18 protein-coding genes and 1 pseudogene are annotated in these 19,020 nt (G+C 73.2%); 12 read left to right on the top strand and 7 right to left on the bottom strand.

The genetic code is table 11. The features are described from left to right. Positions 1–66 precede the first annotated feature (66 nt). Positions 67–315 (top strand): annotated as a pseudogene (locus MF672_RS32280) (hemin transporter); the annotation flags it as partial. A gap of 47 nt (positions 316–362) precedes the next feature. On the opposite strand, the gene MF672_RS32285 reads toward MF672_RS32280, so the two are convergent. After that, positions 363–1,376: a zinc-dependent alcohol dehydrogenase gene (locus MF672_RS32285; RefSeq protein ID WP_242380290.1), complete on the bottom strand. Its 1,014-nt coding sequence runs from the start codon at positions 1,374–1,376 to the stop codon at positions 363–365. 176 nt (positions 1,377–1,552) lie between these two features. Here MF672_RS32285 and MF672_RS32290 point away from each other — a divergent pair, with 176 nt between their 5' ends. Together MF672_RS32290 and MF672_RS32295 are read left to right on the top strand one after the other, a co-directional pair. After that, on the top strand, positions 1,553–3,262 hold the full coding sequence (locus MF672_RS32290) for an IlvD/Edd family dehydratase (RefSeq protein ID WP_242380291.1): 1,710 nt from the start codon (positions 1,553–1,555) through the stop codon (positions 3,260–3,262). An 11-nt stretch (positions 3,263–3,273) separates the two neighbouring features. Further along, positions 3,274–3,951 carry an SDR family NAD(P)-dependent oxidoreductase gene (locus MF672_RS32295; protein WP_242380293.1) on the top strand — a complete coding sequence of 226 codons (678 nt, stop codon included), beginning with the start codon at positions 3,274–3,276 and terminating at the stop codon, positions 3,949–3,951. 81 nt (positions 3,952–4,032) lie between these two features. On the opposite strand, the gene MF672_RS32300 is transcribed toward MF672_RS32295, so the two are convergent. The 3 genes from MF672_RS32300 to MF672_RS32310 are packed head-to-tail and all read right to left on the bottom strand — an operon-like array spanning position 4,033 to position 7,027. Next, positions 4,033–5,121 carry a LacI family DNA-binding transcriptional regulator gene (locus MF672_RS32300; protein ID WP_242380295.1) on the bottom strand — a complete coding sequence of 363 codons (1,089 nt, stop codon included), beginning with the start codon at positions 5,119–5,121 and terminating at the stop codon, positions 4,033–4,035. Between the two features lie 30 nt (positions 5,122–5,151). Then, a complete protein-coding gene (locus MF672_RS32305; protein ID WP_242380297.1) occupies positions 5,152–6,021 on the bottom strand; it encodes a PfkB family carbohydrate kinase in 870 nt (289 codons plus the stop codon). A gap of 4 nt (positions 6,022–6,025) precedes the next feature. Then, positions 6,026–7,027: an SIS domain-containing protein gene (locus MF672_RS32310; protein WP_242380299.1), complete on the bottom strand. Its 1,002-nt coding sequence runs from the start codon at positions 7,025–7,027 to the stop codon at positions 6,026–6,028. A gap of 265 nt (positions 7,028–7,292) precedes the next feature. On the opposite strand from MF672_RS32310, the gene MF672_RS32315 reads away from it, so the two are divergent. From MF672_RS32315 to MF672_RS32330, 4 genes are read left to right on the top strand one after another with little or no spacing between them, the layout of a single operon-like run. Next, positions 7,293–8,606 (top strand): ABC transporter substrate-binding protein, encoded by a 1,314-nt coding sequence (locus tag MF672_RS32315; RefSeq protein WP_242380301.1) that lies wholly within the window; start codon positions 7,293–7,295, stop codon positions 8,604–8,606. A gap of 9 nt (positions 8,607–8,615) precedes the next feature. Further along, positions 8,616–9,503, top strand: a complete 888-nt coding sequence (locus tag MF672_RS32320) for a carbohydrate ABC transporter permease (RefSeq protein ID WP_242380303.1) — start codon at positions 8,616–8,618, stop codon at positions 9,501–9,503. Continuing rightward, complete coding sequence (locus tag MF672_RS32325) at positions 9,497–10,333, top strand: carbohydrate ABC transporter permease (RefSeq protein ID WP_242380305.1); 837 nt, start codon at positions 9,497–9,499, stop codon at positions 10,331–10,333. Before MF672_RS32320 ends, MF672_RS32325 begins: the two co-directional genes overlap by 7 nt. Positions 10,334–10,342: 9 nt before the next feature. Next, positions 10,343–11,161 (top strand): sugar phosphate isomerase/epimerase family protein, encoded by an 819-nt coding sequence (locus MF672_RS32330; protein WP_242380307.1) that lies wholly within the window; start codon positions 10,343–10,345, stop codon positions 11,159–11,161. Here MF672_RS32330 and MF672_RS32335 read toward each other — a convergent pair whose 3' ends face one another. Further along, entirely contained in the window at positions 11,162–11,767 is a 606-nt protein-coding gene (locus tag MF672_RS32335) for a TetR/AcrR family transcriptional regulator (RefSeq protein WP_242380309.1), read from the bottom strand. It lies immediately after the preceding gene. Positions 11,768–11,880: 113 nt separating this feature from the next. On the opposite strand from MF672_RS32335, the gene MF672_RS32340 reads away from it, so the two are divergent. Both MF672_RS32340 and MF672_RS32345 read left to right on the top strand, forming a co-directional pair. Continuing rightward, a complete protein-coding gene (locus MF672_RS32340; RefSeq protein ID WP_242380311.1) occupies positions 11,881–12,441 on the top strand; it encodes a hypothetical protein in 561 nt (186 codons plus the stop codon). 72 nt (positions 12,442–12,513) lie between these two features. Beyond that, on the top strand, positions 12,514–13,386 hold the full coding sequence (locus MF672_RS32345) for an alpha/beta fold hydrolase (RefSeq protein ID WP_242380313.1): 873 nt from the start codon (positions 12,514–12,516) through the stop codon (positions 13,384–13,386). Positions 13,387–13,425: 39 nt separating this feature from the next. On the opposite strand, the gene MF672_RS32350 is transcribed toward MF672_RS32345, so the two are convergent. Further along, a complete protein-coding gene (locus MF672_RS32350; RefSeq protein WP_242380315.1) occupies positions 13,426–14,037 on the bottom strand; it encodes a sulfotransferase family protein in 612 nt (203 codons plus the stop codon). Positions 14,038–14,098: 61 nt separating this feature from the next. Next, on the bottom strand, positions 14,099–15,478 hold the full coding sequence (locus MF672_RS32355; RefSeq protein WP_242380317.1) for a DHA2 family efflux MFS transporter permease subunit: 1,380 nt from the start codon (positions 15,476–15,478) through the stop codon (positions 14,099–14,101). Positions 15,479–15,644: 166 nt separating this feature from the next. Between MF672_RS32355 and MF672_RS32360 the strand changes: the two genes are divergently transcribed. The 3 genes from MF672_RS32360 (at position 15,645) to MF672_RS32370 (ending at position 18,972) form a co-directional block, all read left to right on the top strand. Then, a complete protein-coding gene (locus tag MF672_RS32360) occupies positions 15,645–16,031 on the top strand; it encodes a DoxX family protein (protein WP_242380319.1) in 387 nt (128 codons plus the stop codon). A 96-nt stretch (positions 16,032–16,127) separates the two neighbouring features. Continuing rightward, complete coding sequence (locus MF672_RS32365) at positions 16,128–18,512, top strand: phosphoketolase family protein (RefSeq protein ID WP_242380328.1); 2,385 nt, start codon at positions 16,128–16,130, stop codon at positions 18,510–18,512. A gap of 118 nt (positions 18,513–18,630) precedes the next feature. After that, positions 18,631–18,972, top strand: coding sequence for an ArsR/SmtB family transcription factor (locus tag MF672_RS32370; RefSeq protein ID WP_242380321.1), 342 nt, complete (start codon positions 18,631–18,633; stop codon positions 18,970–18,972). Positions 18,973–19,020: the final 48 nt, after the last annotated feature.

Here is a 19,020-nt window from a genome sequence, read left to right on the forward strand (position 1 = left end):
GGCCTCATGATCGGCCGCCCTTGGGCTCCTACCCTGGTGCCTGGCCCGAACTCGCGGGCCACCATGGCCGTCACCCCGGAAGTGGCCGCTGCCTGGGACGAGGTGTACTGGCTGATGGCCGGCGCGCTCATCGCGCTGGAGGCGCGCATCTACGCGGCCGCCGGCGTGCGGGGCGGCGACACCCTGCGCCGCTGGCGGGTGGTCGAGCGCCGGGAGGAAACGGCGGAGACGGTCTCGTTCCTGCTGCGCCCGGCCGACGACGCCCCGGTCCCGCCCGCCCGGCCCGGCCAGTACGTCAGCGTCCGCGTCCGCATGGCTGGGCACCGGCTGACGGCGGCAGGCCGCCGGCCGCGGCCTGCGCCTCAGCGGCGGGGGTCGATGTGGATCTTCGGGCCGGGCCCGGCGCCGGGCGGGCGGCGGCCGGCCAGGACGCCGGCGGTCCCGGCGAGGCCGACCGTCGCGGCGACGAGGGGACGGGCGTCCACCGAGCCCGAGGCGTAGGCGGCGATCGCTCCGGCGAGGCCGGCCGAGCCGCCGAGGACGCCGACGACGGTGACGTCCTTGAGCACCAGGTCGCGGGTGTCGATCGTGGACGGGGTCCCGGCCAGGCCGATGCAGACCACCCGCCGGCCGGGCTCGACGAGGGCGGCCGCGAGCGCGGGCAGCTCGGGCGCGTTGGAGGCGTCGATGACGGCGTCCCACGGCAGGGCCGGCAGCGACCCCCGGGTCCAGGCGCCGGCGAAGCCGAGGCTCGCGGCCAGGCGGAGACCGTGCTCGTCGCGCCCCATCAGGTGCACCTCGGCTCCGGCGGCCCGGGCGAACAGCGCCGTGAGCAGGCCGATCGTGCCGGTGCCCAGGACCAGCAGCCGATCGCCCGCCTCCAGTCCCGCGGCGCGCACGGCCCGCAACGCGTTGCCGCCGGGTTCGACGAGCGCCCCGAGCGTGGCGTCCACGGCGTCCGGCAGGGGGTGCAGGGCGGTGGCGGGCACCGCGAGCCGTTCGGCCAGCGCGCCCGGGCGGCCCCGGCTGATGCCGAGCTCGGCGAGCTCGGCGCACACGTGGTGGCGGCCGGCCCGGCAGCGGCCGCAACGGCCGCAGCCGAGCATGGTGTCGCCGGTGACGCGCCGCCCGAGCCAGGAGGGGTCCACGCCCTCGCCGGCCGCGCTGACCCGCCCGCACCACTCGTGGCCGGGGCGCAGCGGGTACCAGGAGCGGCCGGTGCGCAGGTAGCTCATGCCGCCGGTGAACAGCTCGACGTCGGTGCCGCACACGCCGGCCCGCTCGACGTCCACGACTACCTCGCCCGGCGCGGCGGCGGGCGGCTCGACCTCGTGGACCTCGGCCTTTCCCGGGCCGGTCAGGACCAGGGCGCGCATCTAGCGGGGTCCGACGACGGGGATCTGGTGGGGGCGCGCGCCGGGCGCGCCGATGCGCATCACGTTCCGCAGATTAGATCACCATTCCATGAAACGGAAGTTTTTCCCACGGTGTATTCTCCGTCTGGGTTTCACGCACCGGAGCGAAATTCCAATTAACGGAAAGGGTGATGGCCATGCCGGGAAGCCGGAGCGCCCAGTGGTACGCCGGCGGCGACCGCAACGCCTACATCCACCGGGCGTGGATGCGGCGCGGGCTGCCGTCCGACGCCTTCGACGGCCGGCCGCACATCGCGATCGCCAACACCGCCTCCGACCTCACCCCCTGCAACATGCACCTCGACGAGGTCGCCGAGCACGTCAAGCACGGCGTGTGGGAGGCGGGCGGCGTCCCGCTGAACCTGCCGGTGGTGTCCCTCGGCGAGACGAACGTGCGCCCCACCGCGATGCTCTGGCGCAACATGGCGGCGATGGCCGTCGAGGAGATGCTGCGGGCCAACCCGATCGACGGCGTCGTGCTGCTCGGCGGCTGCGACAAGACCATCCCCGCGCTGCTCATGGCCGCCTCCTCGGTCGACCTGCCCGCGGTCGTCGTCCCCGGCGGGCCGATGCTCACCGGCACCTTCCGGGGCGCGCCGCTCGGCTGCGGCACCGACGTGTGGAAGCTCAGCGAGGAGGTCCGCGCCGGCACCCTCAGCCAGGCCGACTTCCTGCGCTCGGAGTCGTCCATGATCCGCAGCAAGGGCCACTGCAACACGATGGGCACCGCCTCCACCATGGGCCTGCTCGCCGAGGTGCTCGGCATGACCCTGCCCGGCCTGGCCGGCACCCCCGCCGCCGACAGCCGCCTGCTCGAAGGCGCTCACGAGACCGGCCGCCTCATCGTCGGCATGATCGCCGACGGCCGCCGCCCGTCCGACGTCATGACGCGCGGCTCGTTCCTGAACGCGATCGTCGCGCTGGCCGCGCTCGGCGGCTCCACCAACGCCGTCGTGCACCTGCTGGCCATCGCCGGGCGGCTCGGCGTCGAGCTGACCCAGGACGACTTCGACCGCACCGGCTCCGGCGTCCCCCTGCTCGTGGACCTGCAGCCCGCCGGCCGGCACCTGATGGAGGACCTGTACCGGGCCGGCGGCCTGCACGCGGTGCTGGCCGAGGTGCGCGACCTGCTCGACCCGGCGGCGATCACCGTCACCGGCCGCCCGCTCGTCGAGGCCCTGGACGGGGCGGCGGTCCACGACCGCGACGTGATCCGCTCCCGGCGGCAGCCGCTCCAGCAGGACGCCGGCATCGCCGTCCTGTACGGCAACCTCGCCCCCGACGGCGCCGTGATCAAGCCCGCCGCCGCCTCGCCGCACCTGCTCCGGCACCGCGGCCCCGCCGTCGTCTTCGACTCGATCGAGGACTTCCACGCCCGCATCGACGACCTCGACGTCACCCCGGACTCGGTGCTGGTGCTGCGCGGCTGCGGCCCCAAGGGCTACCCCGGCATGCCCGAGGTGTCCAACATGCCGCTGCCGCCCAAGCTGCTCGCCCAGGGCGTGCGCGACATGGTGCGCATCTGCGACGGCCGGATGAGCGGCACCGCGTACGGCACCGTCGTCCTGCACGTCGCGCCCGAGGCCGCCGCCGGCGGGCCGCTCGGCCTGGTCCGCACCGGCGACATGATCATTCTCGACGTTCCCGGGAGACGGCTCGACATCGACATCCCCGCCGAGGAACTGGCCGCCCGCGAGCCGTCCCCGGAGATGACCGCCGCGTTCGCCCGCCCGTCCCGTGGCTGGCAGCGCCTCTACGTCGAGACCGTCCGGCAGGCCGACACCGGCGCCGACCTCGACTTCCTCGTCGGCTCCAGCGGCGACGCCGTCCCCCGCGAATCCCACTGAAAGGACCGCCCATGTCCCGCACCGCCCTCATCACCGGCGGCGTCAGCGGCCTCGGCGCGGCCGCCGCCGTCCGCCTCGCGGCCGACGGCGTCAAGGTGGTCACCCTGGACGTGGCCGGCGGCGCCGACCTGGTCGTGGACGTCACCGACCCGGCCGCCGTCCAGGCCGCCGCCGACGAGGTGGGCCCGGTCGACATCCTGGTCAACTCCGCCGGCGTCATCGGGCCCAACGCACCCCTGTGGGAGCTGCCGCTGGACGGCTGGCGGCGCACGTTCGCGGTGAACGTGGACGGCACCTTCCACACCTGCCGCGCGTTCGTGCCCGGCATGCGCGAGCGCGGCTGGGGCCGCGTCGTCAACCTCGCCAGCATGGCCGGCAAGGACGGCAACCCGAACATGGCCCCTTACTCCGCCTCCAAGGCCGCCGTCATCGCGCTGACCAAGTCGCTCGGCAAGGAGCTGGCCACCAGCGGCGTCCTGGTCAACGCCGTCGCGCCCGCCGTCATCGAGACCCCGATGAACGCCGCCACCGCCCCCGAGGCGCTGGCCCACATCACGAGCCTCATCCCCATGCGCCGCGTCGGCAGGCCCGAGGAGGTCGCTGAGCTGATCGCCTGGCTGGCCTCGGACAAGGTCAGCTTCTCCACCGGCGCCGTCTACGACATCAGCGGCGGCCGCGCCACCTACTGACGGCCGGCCCGGGCCGGGCGGTCCACTCACGCCGGCAGCTCCAGGCGCCGCCGGCGGAACGCCGACGCGCTCGGGGCCGCCTCACGGGCGGGGCGGCGCGACCGAGGAGCGCTGGACCAGGCGGGCGCGGAGCGTGTGCCGCTCGCGCGCGGGCTCGGCCCCGCCGAGGACGTCGAGCAGCACCCGCGCCGCCCGCGCCCCCAGCTCGTGCACCGGCTGCGCGATCATGGTGAGCGGCGGGTCCATCACCGCCGCCCACGCGCTGTCGTCGAACCCGATCAGCGCCACGTCCTCCGGGTAGGACAGCCCCGCCTGGCGCAGCGCCCGCAGCGAGCCGGTCATGCCGTCGGTCTCGGTGCAGAACACTGCGGTGACCCGGTCGGGCAGCGCGAGCATCCGGCCGACCTCGGTGACGACCCGCTCCTCGGTCTTCGGCCCGACCATCACCAGCCGCGGGTCGAACGGGATGTGCGCGTCGTCCAGGGCGTCGAGGTAGCCGCGCAGCCGCTCGCCGTCGGTCCACAGGTTGCGGGCGGCCGCCGCCACCATCTCCCGCCGGGTGGCGGGCGCCTCGGCCACCGGCGGCCCCCAGACGAAGCCGATGCGCCGGTGCCCGGCGGCGATGAGCACCTCCACCGCCTCGCGGGCGGCATCGCGGTTGTCGATGACGACGGCGTCGAGGTCGAGCGCCGACACCGCGCGGTCGACCAGCACGACCGGGATGCCCCGGTCGATGGCCGCCATGAGGTGGGCGCTCTGCTCGCGGTCGAGCGCGGCCGAGGCGACGATGACGCCGTCCACGCGCTTGTCGATGAGCACGTTGACGGCCGCCACCTCCTCCTCCAGCTTCTCGTACGTGCTCAGCACGATCACGTCGAAGCCGCGCGCCCGCGCGGTGTCGGAGACGCCCCGCAGCAGCCCGGCGAAGAACGGGTTGCCGATGTCGGCCACGATGACGCCCAGGGTGTGGGAGACCCCGGTGGACATGCTGCGGGCCAGCGCGTTGGCGCGGTAGCCGAGCTTCTCGGCCGCCGCGAGCACCCGGGCCCGCAGCTCGGGGCTGACGTAGCCGTAGCCGCCGAGCGTGCGGGCCGCCGTGGCCCTGCCCACGCCCGCCTCCGCCGCCACCTCGGAGATCGTCGGCCCCGCCTGGCCGCGGTCAGTCGGCATGCATCCCGTCCCTCGTCGCTGACAAGCCCATCACATGCTAGTGACAGGGCTGCGCCGGCCGTGCCCGAAGGCGCCCTCGACGGAGCACTGCGCGCGCGCCGACTCCGCGCCGCCGCGCAGCGCGCGCTCGATCATGGCGGACCCGGCGCGGGCGCCCGCCCGCCAGCCGTCGCCCAGCAGCGACACCGCGAACCCGGCGAGGAAGGCGTCGCCGCAGCCCATGGTGTCCACGACGGCCGTGGCGAGCCGGGCGGGCGCCGCGACCGTGTCCCGGCCGTCGTGGGCGAGCGCGCCCGCCACGCCGCGGGTGCCGAGCGCGATCCCGGCGCCGCGCCGCACCGCCTCGGCGAGCAGGTCCGCCGTGGCGTCCTCGTCGAGGTGGGAGCAGGACAGCAGCACCAGGTCCGCGTACGGGCACACCCGGTCGAGGTAGGCCGGGCCGCGGTACTCCTCCTCGCTGGACAGGTCGAAGCTGACCAGCGGGCCGAGCCCGGCCAGCTTGGGCAGCTCCGGCTCGCTGCGCGAGTACACGCTGGAGTGCACCAGGTCGAAGCCGGCCGCGTAGGCGAGCAGGCCGTCGTCGAGCGCCAGCGGCTCGCGCACGGTGACGCCGCCGCCGTTCCAGCCCAGGAAGACCCGCTCGCCGTCGTCCACCCGCAGGCGGGAGACCCCGCTCTCGCCTGCGCGGACGACGCAGCGCTCCAGCGCCACGCCCTCGGCGGCGATCGCCTCGCGCAGGAAGCCGCCGAGGGCGTCGTCGCCGAAGACCCCGAGGTAGGCGGCCTCGGCGCCGAGCCTGCGGGCGTAGACGGCGACGTTGACGCTGTTGCCGCCGGGGTAGTCGACGCCCCGGTCGACGAACCGGTCGACGATGTTGTCGCCGAAGCCGAGCACTCTCATCGGCTCAGTAGTCCATCACCCGGTAGTAGCGGCGCAGGTCGAGGGAGTGGCCGCGGACGCGCTCCAGGTGCTTGCTGACCCGGCTCATGACGGTGTCGAGGACGAGCGGCGCGAGCAGGCCGCGGAACTCGGGGCTGATGCCGGTGAGCGGGTAGTCGCGGGTGTCGAAGACCGTGACGTCCTTGGAGACGCGCCTGGCGAAGGACTCGGCGCGGTCGGTGAGGGCGCGGGTCTCGTCCTCGCCCTGGAAGACGAGCACGCTGGTGTCCTCCTCCAGCAGTTCGAGCGAGCCGTGGAAGAACTCGGCGCTGTGCACCCGGGTGGTGCGCAGCCACTGCATCTCCTCGAGGATGCACATCGAGTAGAGATAGGTGAACCCCCACAGGTTGCCGCCGCCGATGAGGAAGTAGTAGTCGCTGTCCTTGTGCGCGTCGGCGAAGGCGGCGGCCACCGGCTCGGCCTGCCTGGCCACCTCGACCAGGATCTCCGGGATCCCGGCCAGCTCGCCGGCGAGCCTGTCGTAGCCGTCGAACTCGCCGCGGCGCGCCAGCAGCCGGCCCACGAACAGCAGGAGCTGGAAGTCGAACGGCCAGGTCTTGGGCTTCGAGATCAGCGCCGTGTCCGCCTTCTCGGCGACCGGGGAGTCGGGGTGGCCGGTGAAGGAGACCGTGTAGGCGCCCTTCGACCTGCAGAACTCCATCGCCCGCACGCAGTCCTCGGTGGTGCCGGAGACCGAGGTGAACAGCGCCACGGTGCGCTCGTTGAGCCGGGCGTCGCCCGAGGCGACCAGCTCGGCGGCGATCACGGCGCGCACGTCGAGGGCAGAGCTGCGCCGGGCGAGGTGCTCGTACGGCCACATCTGCGCGTACGTGCCGCCGGCCCCGACGAGGAGCAGGGTGTCGAACCCCTCGTCCACGAGCCGGTCGACCAGCTCCTCGATCCTGGGGCGCAGGGCCACCGCGCTGGCCACCTGGGAGAGAAATTCCGGCTCGTCGAATCCGAGCATCTTCGCATCCTTTCCGGGATTCCCGGCGTCCTCAGAACGGGACCTGATACCGGTATCACGTCGGGGTCACGTTGGCACAGCGCTCCGTCCCGCGTCAACATCCGCCCTTCTCGCACTGGGCTTGAGCTGCTCTTTCAAGGCAGCCGTCAGGTCACGCAAGGCTAACGAACGAAAGATCTTGGCTGATGGGTCTGGTACCGGTATCAGGGTGGCTGTATGGTCGGCCAACATCACGCACGGCTTGCCGGCAGAAGAAAGGAAGCCCATGCGCCCTCGCGCCCTGCCGACGTTCGCGGCACTCCTCGGGACACTCACCCTGGCCGCCTGCGGCGGTGGCGGAGCCGCCCAGGCCCCCAAAGCCGACGCGGCCGCCACGCCGGAGTTCTCCGGCACGCTGAGCATCCTCACCAAGTTCGCCGGCGACCCGACGGGCCCCTATTTCGAGAAGCTCACCGCCGCCTATGCCAAGCAGCACCCGCAGGTGAAGTTCGAGCTGATCCAGGAGACCGACCAGAGCGTCAAGGACAAGCTCAAGACGCTCACCGCCTCCGACGCGCTGCCCGACATCTACTTCACCTGGACCGGCAACTGGGCCGACAACTACATCCGCGGCGGCCGCGCGGCCGACCTCAGCGCGGTCATCGGCCCGGACACCGCGTGGGGCAAGACCTTCAGCCCCGGCTCGCTGGCCGCCTTCGCCCGCGACGGCAAGTACTACGGCATCCCGCTCTACGGCAACGGCAAGTTCATGGGCTACAGCAAGAGCGCCTTCGCCAAGGCGGGCGTCGAGGTGCCCAGGACGTTCGAGGAGCTCGTCGCCGCCTGCGGGCCGCTGCGCAAGGCCGGCTACGAGCCCGTCGCCTTCGGCAACAAGGACGGCTGGCCCGCCCTGCACTACCTCCAGCAGCTCTTCGCCTACAACGTGCCCGACGCCACGCTGCAGGCCGACTTCGACCCGGCCACCGCCAAGCTCGACGACCCCGGCTACGTCACCGCGCTCAACCAGTTCAAGACCCTGGTCGACCAGTGCACCGACACCCGCGAGGGCACCAACGGCGTGCTCTACAGCTCCGCCCAGGAGGCGTTCGCGGGCGGCAAGGCCGCCATGTACTACCAGGAGATCCTGGAGTTCGACAACGCCACGTCGGACAAGGTCAAGCCGGACGACTTCGGCATCTTCCAGCTTCCCGTCCCGCGGAACGCCCCGGGCGACGGCGCGGTGCTGGAGGGCTCGCCCGAGGGCTACCTGGTCAACGCCAGGTCGCCCAGGGTCGCGCTCGCGGTGGACTTCATGAAGTTCGTCACCTCCCAGGAGAACGCCAGGACGTTGTCGGCGCCGCCGTACGGGCAGCCCAGCACCGTCGTCGGCGCGGTCACGCCGGAGACCTCCAGCAAGGCCGTCTACGAGGGCGTCCAGCTCGTCAACAAGGCGCCCAAGCTGGCGATCTGGCTCGACACCGTCACCGTCCCCGAGGTGGCGGACGCCTGGCTGGCCGGCGGCGAGGCGCTCATCAGCGGCGGCACCACGGCCGAGAAGGTGCTCGAGAGCGTGCGCCAGGCCTCGGAATCGGCCAAGTAGGGAGCTCGCGTGCGCGCCACCCTGCGAAGGACGCTCGGGCTCGCCTGGGTCCTGCCCGCCCTCGTGCTGGTCGGGGTCTTCGTCTACCTGCCCCTCGTGCAGAACCTGCAGTTCAGCACGGCGAAGTGGGACATCTACAGCGGCGGCCAGGAGTTCGTCGGCCTCGGCAACTACACCAAGCTCGCCGAGGACCCGGTCTTCTGGTCGTCGCTGGGCAACAACGTGCTGTACGCGGCGGTCTCCATCGTCTTCCAGGTGTTCGGCGCGCTGCTGCTCGCCGCGCTCATCGAGAGCGTGCGGAGCGAGCGGTGGCAGCGCGCGCTGCGGGCGATCTACTTCATCCCCTCGGCGATCTCGCTGACCGTCGCGGGCCTGCTGTTCTACTTCCTGTACGAGCCCAACCTCGGCCCGCTCAACCACGCGCTGCGCGCGGCCGGGCTCGGCGAGCTCGCCCAGGCGTGGCTGGGCCAGGAGAGCACCGCCATGTCCGCGATCATCGCGATGAGCCAGTGGCAGGGCTTCGGCTACTCGACGCTGCTGTTCGCGGTCGCGATCCAGCGCATCCCGGGCGAGATCTACGGTGCCGCCGCCATCGACGGCGTCGGCCCGGTCGGCCGGTTCTTCCACGTGACGGTGCCGCTCGTGCGGGAGATGACCGGCCTCATGGCGATCGTCACGCTGTCGGGCGCGTTCCAGGTGTTCAACGAGGTCATGGTGATGACGGCCGGCGGGCCCAACAACTCGACCCAGGTGCTCGGCACCTGGCTGTACCGCAGCGGGTTCGTGCGCAACAACTTCGGCTACGCGGCGGCGATCGCGACCGTGCTGTTCGCGATCACTCTGGCGGTCGCGGTGGCGCAGCTCTGGGTCACCCGCAGGAGAAGGGTGGAATGGTGACGCGCCTGAGCTTCCTCGGGGTGATCGCCCGCGTCTTCATGTGGGCGTTCCTGCTGGCCCTGGCCGTGGTCGTGCTCTACCCGCTGCTGTGGATGACGCTCAACGGGTTCAAGACCAACGCCGAGCTGTTCGGCGACCCGTTCGCGCTGCCGCTCGACTGGAGCTTCGACAACTACGCCAAGGCGTGGAACCGCGGCGTCAGCGGCTACCTCGGCACCAGCGTGCTGGTCACGCTGACCTCGACCGTGGCGACCGTCTTCATCAGCGCGTGGGCCGCGTACGGGCTGACCCGCGTGGACATCCCGCTGAACCGGACGCTCACCGCGGCCGTACTCGGCGGGCTCATGCTCGCCCCTACCGTGGCGCTCGTGCCGCTGGTGCGGCTGTTCCAGTCGCTGGGCCTGTACAACACGTTCTGGGCGCTGCTCATCCTCTACACCGCCTTCCGCATCCCGTTCACCACGTTCCTCATCCGGGCGTACATGATCGACCTGCCCCGCGAGGTGGACGAGGCGGCCGAGATGGACGGCGCGGGCCGGTGGACCGCGTTCTGGCGGATCATCCTGCCGATGTGCAAGCCCATCCTCACCTCGACGGTGCTGCTGCACATCCTGTTCACCTGGAACGAGTACCTGTTCGCGATGATCTTCACCAGCGGCTCGGGGGTGCAGACCCTGCCGGTCGGGCTGACGAGCCTGATGAGCAAGCACGGCACCGACTACCCCGTCGTCTTCGCCGGGATGGTGATCGCCGCGCTGCCGGTGGTGCTGCTGTTCTTCCTCGGCCAGCGCTACATCGTCAAGGGCCTCGCCGACGGCATCGGCAAGTAAGGAGTCACGATGGACCGCTTCACCGGGTCGAACTTCGCCTACCAGCACCTGCCGTTCGACCGGTTCCTCGACGACATGGCCGGGCTCGGCCGCGAGCGGCTGGAGCTGTGGGGCATCGCGCCGCACCTGCACGTGCCCGAGGTGAGCGACGCCGAGGCGCGGGCCGTGCGCCGCCGCGCGGAGTCGCGCGGCCTGACCGTCGCCTGCCTGACGCCCGAGCAGGTGATGTACCCGGTCAACCTGGCCTCGCCCGACACCCGCCTGCGGGCGCGCAGCGTGGCGATGTTCCGGCGCGCCGCCGAGCTCTGCGCCGAGCTGGGGGCGGAGCTGCTGCTGCTCACGCCGGGGCGCGGCTTCGAGGACGAGCCGGTGGCGCACGCCTGGCGGCGCTCGGCCGACGCGCTCGGCGAGATCACCGCGTACGCGGCCACGCTCGGCGTCACCTGCGTGCTGGAGGCGTTGCAGCGGGTGGAGTCCAACCTGGTCAACGACGCGCGGACGCTGGCCCGCCTGATCGGCGAGATCGGCGCGCCGAACCTGGGCGCCGTCCTCGACACCGTCGCCATGGCGGTGGCGGGGGAGGGCGTGGACGACTACTTCGACGCGCTCGGCGGCCTCGTCCGCCACGTGCACCTCATCGACGGCCGGCCCGCCGGGCACCTGGCCTGGGGCGACGGCGAGCTGCCGCTGGCGGGCTACCTCGAGGCGCTGGAGCGGCGAGGGTACGCCGGGCTCATGACGTTCGAGCTGTTCGGCGACGGCACCTACGCCATGGCGCCGAGGGCCGCGGTGGAGCGCTGCCTCGCCGCCGTCCGCGCCCTCGCTTAGCTAGCCGGCCTCCTGCGCGCGGCCGGTGGCGGCGTGGGCCTGCAGGAGGCCGTCGACCCCGCGCAGGAAGGTCTCGCCGACCAGCGCCGGGTCGAACAGGCAGCCGGCGGCCATGGCGCCGTCGCGCAACATCACGAAGTGGCGGGCGGCGGGCTCGGCGCCGGTCCGCCGCACCTGGGCCAGCAGGTCCGTGACGGTGTCCAGGAACCACTGGCGGTGGGCGAGCACGGCCTGGCGCACGGGGGACGCCGGGTCGGGGTACTCGGCGGCGGCGTTGAGGAAGGCGCAGCCACGGAAGCCGGGGGAGCGGATGCCCTGGGCGATGGCCTCCGCGAGGGCCCGGACGGTGCCGGCGGCCGGCAGCGCGGCGGCGACGGCCCCCGCCGCCTGGCCGCGCATGGCCCGGTCGACCTCGTCGAGGTAGGCGAGGACCAGGTCCTCCTTGCCGGGGAAGTGCCGGTAGAGGGTGGCCCGGGTCACCTGGGCCTCGGCGACGATGCGGTCGATGCCGACGGCGTGGATGCCCTCCGTGTAGAAGAGCCGGGTGGCCGTGGCGAGCAGCCGGGACCGCGCTTGCGACGGCCGGGCTCCGGTGGGGCTGGGCATGCCGCCCATCTTAGTAGGGAGAACGTTCGGTCTTGACAGAGCCGATGCCGCGTCGCCATGCTGAGGCAAGACAGAACGTTCGGTCTACCTCGCCATCCCGACAAAGGATCTCCATGAGCGCCATCGCCGCTTCACCCGGCATCTCCAGGACCGCGTCCGCCCTGCGCCGGCTGTACTTCGTCCGGTTCGCCTTCGCCGTCGCCTGGGCCCTCGCGCTGTTCACGACCGCCGCGCACCTGGGCCCCCTCGCGGTCACCCTGCTCGTGCTCTACACGCTGTTCGACGTGGCCGCCGCCGTCGTCGACGCCCGCGCCTCGCGCGCCGCCGGGTCACCCGCCCTGCTGTACGCGAACATCGCCATCAGCCTGGTCGCCGCCGCCGGCGTGGCCGTCGCCTGCGCGTCCGGCATCCCGGCCGTGCTGCGCGTGTGGGGCGTCTGGGCGATCGTGGCCGGGCTGGTCCAGCTCGTCGTGGGCGTCACCCGCCGCGCGATGGGCGGCCAGTGGCCGATGATCGTCAGCGGCGGGATCTCCGTGCTCGCCGGCGCGTTCTTCGTCGCCGGCGCCTCCGCGGCGGCCCCCACGCTGGCCAACGCGGCCGGTTACGCCATCCCCGGCGGCGTCTTCTTCCTCATCTCGGCCCTGCGGCTCGGCCGCGCCGCCAAGGGAGCCTGAGCGTCGCCCGCCGGGGAAGGCCCTCCCGGCCAGGCGCGGGAACTGTCGTGGCCGGGTGGCAGACTGCGTGGCGTGCTGGAAGGGTTCGAGGAATTCGACGTCGCCACGTCCGACACGACGATCCACGGCGTCCGCGCCGGGGCGGGGCCGCCCGTCCTCCTGCTGCACGGCATGCCCGAGACGCACCTCATGTGGCACCGGGTGGCGCCCCGGCTGGCCGAGCGGTTCACCGTGGTCGCCACCGACCTGCGCGGCTTCGGCGCGAGCGGCACCCCGCCGAGCACGCTCGACCACGCCCCCTACGCCATGCGCGCCCTCGCCCGCGACCAGGTGGAGGTCATGCGCGCGCTGGGTTTCGCCCGCTTCGCCGTGGCCGGGCACGACCGGGGCGCGCGGTGCGCGTACCGGATGGCGCTCGACCATCCCGAGGCGGTCGCCCGGCTGGCCGTGCTCGACATCGTGCCCACGGCGGAGGCCTTCGCCCGCGCGGACCGGCGCTTCGCCCTCGGCTACTGGGTGTGGTCCTTCCTCGCGGCCCCCGAGCCGGTGCCGGAGCGGCTGATCGCGGCGGCGCCCGGCGTGTTCGTGGACCACATGCTCGACACCTGGTCGCGGGCGCCGGACGTCTTCCCGCCGCACGTGCGGGCGGCGTACGCGGCGCAGTTCGCCGACCCCGCCAGGGTGCACGCGGTGTGCGAGGAGTACCGCGCCGCCGCGACGCTCGACCGCGAGCACGACGAAGCCGACCGCGGCAGACGGCGCGTCGCCTGCCCGACGCTGGTGCTGTGGAGCGCGGCCGGGCCGGTCGCCGAGTGGTACGAGCCGCTGGAGATCTGGCGGGCCTGGGCCGGCGACGTGCGCGGGGCGGCCGTCGACTGCGGTCACTTCCTGCCCGAGGAGGCTCCCGCCGAGACGGCGCGGCGGCTCCTCGGCTTTCTCGGCTGACGTTCTCCAGGCGGGTCACCAGGCGGGTCACCAGGCGGGTCACCAGGCGGGGAAGCCGGCGGAGCCCGGGGGCGGGTAGCTGGTCCGGTCGTTGAGGTGCGGGAAGGGCTCGGCCGGGACCGGCACGCCGAGGAAGGCGCACAGCGGCTCCCAGCCCTGCCCCACCTCGTACGTCAGCAGCCGGCCGGCCGGCACGGCCCCCTGGACGGCCGCGGTGTGCGCCCGGAACCCGGCGATCACCCGGTCGGCGTCCCGCGGCTCGCAGCCGAAGTCGTGCCGGAAGCGCAGCCGCCACACCTGGTCGATCGGGCCGGGCTCGGGCGCGTTGGCCGGGTTGTAGATCGTGGCCATGGCGCTGTCGTACCACTGCCGCGGGTCGCGGACCGTCAGCACCACCTTGGCCTGCGGGTAGTGCGCGGTCAGCTCGCGCCAGAAGGAACGGCCGGGGAAGTCCACGGTGGCCCGGTAGCCGTGGAAGACCCGCTCCCAGTCGACCGGTTCGCCGCGCGTGGCGTCCAGCCAGGCCGAGCCCCGTTCGGGCTCCCGCTGGATCTCGACCATGTGGTAGCAGGGGGCGAAGCCCAATCGTTCGAGCGCGTGTTTCAGGGAGAGCGTCCCCGTGCGGCCCATGCCCACCCCGATGACCTCCATGGCCTGCCCCCTCCTCGGCGTGTCGTGTCGCCTCCCATTGTCACCACCTGCCCCGACAACGTTAAGTAGTGGGACGGCTACAGTTCGTCCTGAGTGCGACCAGGGCGAGGGCCGCGGCGGACAGGAAGGCGAGGCCGCCCACCACCGCCTGCCCGTGCAGGCCCGCCACCAGCCCCCCGTCCGCGACGAACGTGCCGACCAGGGCCACGCCGATCGCGCTGCCGGTCTGGCGGGCGGCGTTGAGCACCGCGGAGGCCGCCCCGCCGAGCGCGGCCGGCGCCGCCTCCATGACGGCCGCGGTCGCCGCCGGCATGGTGAACCCGGTGCCGAACCCGGTCAGCACCAGCGGCGCCACCAGCGCCCAGTAGCCGGTCCCCGGGCCGGCCGCCAGCCAGCCGAGCAGCCCGGCCCCGCCGATGACCAGCCCGTACGCCATCGGCGCCCGCACCCCGGCCCGCGCCGCGAGCCGCCCCCCGAGCGGTGAGGAGATCATCGGCATCAGCGCCATCGGCAACATCGCCGCCCCCGTCGCCGCCGCGCCCAGCCCCACGACCCGCTGGAAGTACAGCGGCACGACGAACAGCAGCCCGTAGAAGCCCAGGTTGAGCAGCAGGCCGACGGCCACCGGCGCGGACAGGCGCCGCTCGCGGAACAGCGCCGGCGGCACCATCGGCGCCCGCGCCCGCCGCTCCAGCAGCACGAAGGCGGGCGCGGCCACCGCGAACCCGGCCAGGCCGGCCAGCACCGGGGGAGCGCCCCAGCCGCGCCCGCCGGCCTCGATCAGCGCCCACGTCAGCCCGCCGAGCGCGGCCGCCCCGGTGAGCTGGGCCACGACGTCGAGCCCGCCGCGCCGGCCCGCCCCGGCGGGCGCGGGCACGCAGCGGGCCGTCAGGACCAGGCCGAGCAGCCCGAACGGGACGTTGACGAAGAACACCGACCGCCACCCGGCCGCCGCGACCAGCACCCCGCCCAGCACCGGCCCCGCCCCGGCCGCCAGCCCGGCGACCATCCCCCACACGCCGAACGCGCGCGCCCGCGCCCCGCTGTCGGGGTAGGCGTGCCGCAGCAGCGCGAGCGACGCCGGCACCATGAGCGCCGCGCCCGCGCCCTGCGCCAGCCGGGCCGCGATCAGCACGCCCGCCGACGGAGCCAGCCCGCACCCGGCCGACGCGGCGGTGAACACCGCCAGCCCAGCCAGGAACACCCGCCGGCCGCCGAGCCGGTCACCGAGCCCGCCGCCCACGAGCAGCAGCCCGGCGAACACGAGCGTGTAGCCGTCCACGATCCACTGCAGGACCGGCAGGGCGGCGCGCAGCTCGCCGCCGATCACCGGGATCGCCACGGTGACCACGGTGACGTCCAGGATGACCAGGAAGTAGCCGAGGCAGAGCGCGATCAGCGGGGCCCTGCCGGTCGCCGGTGCGGAGGCGGTGACAGTCATGTCCCCACCCTGCCCGCCGGTTGTTACGGCCGTCGCCGAAGTGTCGCCGCCGGGCCGGCGCCCCCGGTGATGACCAAGGTCCTTCCGCGCCGGGTCGTACGGCACTGATCGCGAACATCCCCGCACGGTGGGATGGGAGACGTCGAACAGGAAAGGAAGGCCCGCCATGGCCACCACCGTCAACAGGCCCGTGACGCACGCCGGTGTGCGCAAGGCGGAGCGGAACCCCGTCGATCACGTCTGGGCGATCGCCCGGATCGCGATCGGCTGGGTCTTCCTGTGGGCCTTCCTGGACAAGACCTTCGGCTGGGGCTTCGCCACCCCGGCGGCCAAGGCCTGGATCAACGGCGGCAGCCCGACGACCGGCTTCCTCAAGGGCACCGGCGAGCACGCGCTCGGCGTCGGCACCCGGATCGCGGCCGGCGCGGGCACCGCGATGCTGCTCCTGATGTGGGCGGCCGAGCTGCCCCTGACCACCAACCCGTTCCTGGACGAGCACATCGTCTACGCGATCGTCCTCATCGGCCTGGCCCTGGCCGGCGCCGGGACTTGACCGCTTTTGTCGTTGTCGCACCAGAACCACTGAGAGAGGAACACGGCCGTGACCGCAGTTACGGATGAGCAGGTTCGCAAGGTCGTCGGTGAGGAGATGCTGCGGAGACTGGCCGCCCCGGACGCCGCCGAGGTCGAGCAGCTGGACGCCTGGTGGCGGGCGAACAACTACCTCACCGTCGGGCAGATCTACCTCCAGGGCAATCCGCTGCTGCGCGAGCCGCTGGCGCCTGAGCACATCAAGCCGCGGCTGCTGGGCCACTGGGGCACCAGCCCGGGCCTGTCGTTGATCTACGCGCACGTGTCGCGGCTGATCCGGCACACCGGCCAGCAGACGATCTACCTCGCCGGGCCCGGGCACGGCGGGCCGGCGCTGGTGGCCGCCGGGTACCTGGAGGGGACCTACAGCGAGATCTACCCGCGCGTCGGCCAGGACGAGGCCGGCCTGCTGCGGTTGTTCCGGCAGTTCTCCAGCCCGGGCGGCATCCCCAGTCACGTCTCGGTGACCACGCCGGGCTCGATCCACGAGGGCGGCGAGCTGGGATACGTGCTGGTGCACGCCTTCGGCGCCGTCATGGACAACCCCGACCTGCTGGCGGTCGCCGTGGTGGGCGACGGCGAGGCCGAGACGGGCCCGCTGGAGGGGTCGTGGAAGGGCGTGTCGTTCCTCAACCCGGAGCGTGACGGCGCCGTCCTGCCGATCCTGCACCTCAACGGCGCGAAGATCGCCGGCCCCACCGTCCTGTCCCGCAAGGACCCCGCCGAGGTGCGCCGGCTGCTGGAGGGCCACGGCTACGACGTGCTGGAGGTGGAGGGCGCGGACCTGCCGGGCATGCACCACCGCTTCGCCGCCACGCTCACCGAGGCGTGGAGCAGGATCCGGGCGATCCAGCAGGCCGCCCGTACCGGCGAGTGGGACGGCACCCGTCCGCGCTGGCCGCTGATCGTGCTGCGCTCGCCCAAGGGCTGGACCGGCCCCGAGCAGGTGGACGGCGTGCAGATGGCGGGCACGTGGCGCTCGCACCAGGTGCCGCTGTCGGGGGTGCGCGACAACCCGGAGCACCTGGCGATCCTGGAGAGCTGGCTGCGCTCGTACCGGCCGGAGGAGCTGTTCGACGCCGAGGGCGCGCCGAGCGACCTGGTGCGCGGCCTCCCGCCGCGAGGCGACCTGCGGATGAGCGCCAGCCCGCACGCCAACGGCGGCCTGCTCACGCGCGACCTCGCGCTGCCGGACTACCGCGACTACGCCGTGGAGGTGCCGAGCCCGGCGCGGGTCCGGGCCGAGTCGACCCGCCGGCTGGGCGAGCTGCTGCGGGACGTGTACCGCGACAACCCCGACACCTTCCGGCTGTTCTGCCCGGACGAGACCAACAGCAACCGGCTGGGCGCCGTGTTCGAGGTCTCCGGCCGCGCCTTCGCCGAGCGCGTCACCGCCGACGACGTGGCGATCGGCCGCGACGGGCGGGTCATGGAGGTGCTGTCGGAGCACAACTGCCACGGCTGGCTGGAGGGTTACACGCTGACCGGCCGGCACGGCATGTTCGCCACCTACGAGGCGTTCGCGATGGTCAGCGCGTCGCAGACGGTGCAGCACGGCAAGTGGCTGCAGGAGGCGAGCCGGCTGCCGTGGCGGGCCAAGGTGCCCAGCCTCAACGTGCTGCTGACCTCGACCGCCTGGCGCAACGACCACAACGGCTTCTCCCACCAGGGGCCCGGCCTGATCCAGGTCGTGCTGACCCAGCGCGGCGACGTCGCCCGCGTCTACCTGCCGCCGGACGCCAACTGCCTGCTGTCGGTGGCCGACCACTGCCTGCGCTCGCGCTCGTACATCAACCTCATCGTCATCGACAAGCAGCCGCAGCTCCAGTGGCTCAGCATGGACCAGGCGGTCGAGCACTGCGCCCGCGGCGCCGGGATCTGGGACTGGGCCGGCACCGACGACGGCGCCACCGACCCCGACATCGTGCTGGCCTGCGCCGGCGACGTGGTGACCATGGAGACGGTCGCGGCGGCGCAGATCCTCAAGGAGCGGCTGCCCGGCTTCAAGGTGCGCGTGGTCAACGTCGTGGACCTGATGACGCTGATGCGGCCGAAGGACCACCCGCACGGCATGAGCGGCACCCTGTTCACCGAGCTGTTCACCGACACCGTCGATGTCGTGTTCGCCTTCCACGGCTACCCGGGGGCCATCCACCAGCTGGTGCACGGCCGTCCGGACGCCGACCGGTTCCGGGTGCGCGGCTTCATCGAGGAGGGCACCACCACCACGCCCTTCGACATGACCGTGCGCAACCGCGCCTCCCGCTACCACCTGGTCATGGACGCCATCAACAACGCCCGGCGGCTGCCGCGCGGCGCCAGCGACCTGATGGCCTGGTGCGAGCGCAAGCTCGCCGAGCACGAGGCGTACGTGGTCGAGCACCTGGAGGACATGCCGGAGGTCCGTGACTGGTCGCTGGGCGACTGGGCGAAGAAGGGCTGACGCCGGCACCCGGCGGTCTGGGCGGCCTGGTCGGCCTGGTCAGCAAATTGCGAAATTTCGCAATTTCGCCTTTAATGGGGCCGCCAGGTCGCAGGACGAACGAGAAGGACGCGCACGGATGTCGGTGCCGTTGTACGAGGCCAAGGCCGAGCTGTTCCGGCTGCTGGGGCACCCGGTGCGCATCCGGGTGCTGGAGCTGCTCCAGGACGGACCGATGCCGGTGCGGGACCTGCTGGCCGCGATCGAGGTCGAGCCGGCGGGACTGTCGCAGCACCTGGCCGTGCTGCGCCGCTCGGAGCTGGTCACCGCGCGCCGCGACGGCTCGACCGTGGTGTACGCGCTGTCCGGCGGCGACGTGGCCGAGCTGCTGCGCGCGGCCCGCCAGCTGCTGACCGCCAAGCTGTCGGGCCGGCACGCGCTGCTCAACGAGCTGCTGGAGACCGAGGCCGGCGACCGGTGAACTCCCTTGTCACGGCGGGCTGGGCCCGCCTGCGCGCGCTGCTGCCCG

The sequence above is a fragment of the Actinomadura luzonensis genome (genome assembly GCF_022664455.2).
Taxonomy (GTDB): Bacteria; Actinomycetota; Actinomycetes; order Streptosporangiales; family Streptosporangiaceae; genus Nonomuraea; species Nonomuraea luzonensis.

Coding starts and splice junctions, on each gene's coding strand:
- MF672_RS32300 (WP_242380295.1), bottom strand. CDS start 5,121: ATGCCGACTGACCGCGGCCAGGCGGGGCCGACGATCTCCGAGGTGGCG.
- MF672_RS32330 (WP_242380307.1), top strand. CDS start 10,343: ATGGACCGCTTCACCGGGTCGAACTTCGCCTACCAGCACCTGCCGTTC.
- MF672_RS32305 (WP_242380297.1), bottom strand. CDS start 6,021: ATGAGAGTGCTCGGCTTCGGCGACAACATCGTCGACCGGTTCGTCGAC.
- MF672_RS32295 (WP_242380293.1), top strand. CDS start 3,274: ATGTCCCGCACCGCCCTCATCACCGGCGGCGTCAGCGGCCTCGGCGCG.
- MF672_RS32365 (WP_242380328.1), top strand. CDS start 16,128: ATGCTGCGGAGACTGGCCGCCCCGGACGCCGCCGAGGTCGAGCAGCTG.
- MF672_RS32315 (WP_242380301.1), top strand. CDS start 7,293: ATGCGCCCTCGCGCCCTGCCGACGTTCGCGGCACTCCTCGGGACACTC.
- MF672_RS32290 (WP_242380291.1), top strand. CDS start 1,553: ATGCCGGGAAGCCGGAGCGCCCAGTGGTACGCCGGCGGCGACCGCAAC.
- MF672_RS32335 (WP_242380309.1), bottom strand. CDS start 11,767: ATGCCCAGCCCCACCGGAGCCCGGCCGTCGCAAGCGCGGTCCCGGCTG.
- MF672_RS32370 (WP_242380321.1), top strand. CDS start 18,631: ATGTCGGTGCCGTTGTACGAGGCCAAGGCCGAGCTGTTCCGGCTGCTG.
- MF672_RS32325 (WP_242380305.1), top strand. CDS start 9,497: ATGGTGACGCGCCTGAGCTTCCTCGGGGTGATCGCCCGCGTCTTCATG.
- MF672_RS32350 (WP_242380315.1), bottom strand. CDS start 14,037: ATGGAGGTCATCGGGGTGGGCATGGGCCGCACGGGGACGCTCTCCCTG.
- MF672_RS32310 (WP_242380299.1), bottom strand. CDS start 7,027: ATGCTCGGATTCGACGAGCCGGAATTTCTCTCCCAGGTGGCCAGCGCG.
- MF672_RS32340 (WP_242380311.1), top strand. CDS start 11,881: ATGAGCGCCATCGCCGCTTCACCCGGCATCTCCAGGACCGCGTCCGCC.
- MF672_RS32355 (WP_242380317.1), bottom strand. CDS start 15,478: ATGACTGTCACCGCCTCCGCACCGGCGACCGGCAGGGCCCCGCTGATC.
- MF672_RS32285 (WP_242380290.1), bottom strand. CDS start 1,376: ATGCGCGCCCTGGTCCTGACCGGCCCGGGAAAGGCCGAGGTCCACGAG.
- MF672_RS32360 (WP_242380319.1), top strand. CDS start 15,645: ATGGCCACCACCGTCAACAGGCCCGTGACGCACGCCGGTGTGCGCAAG.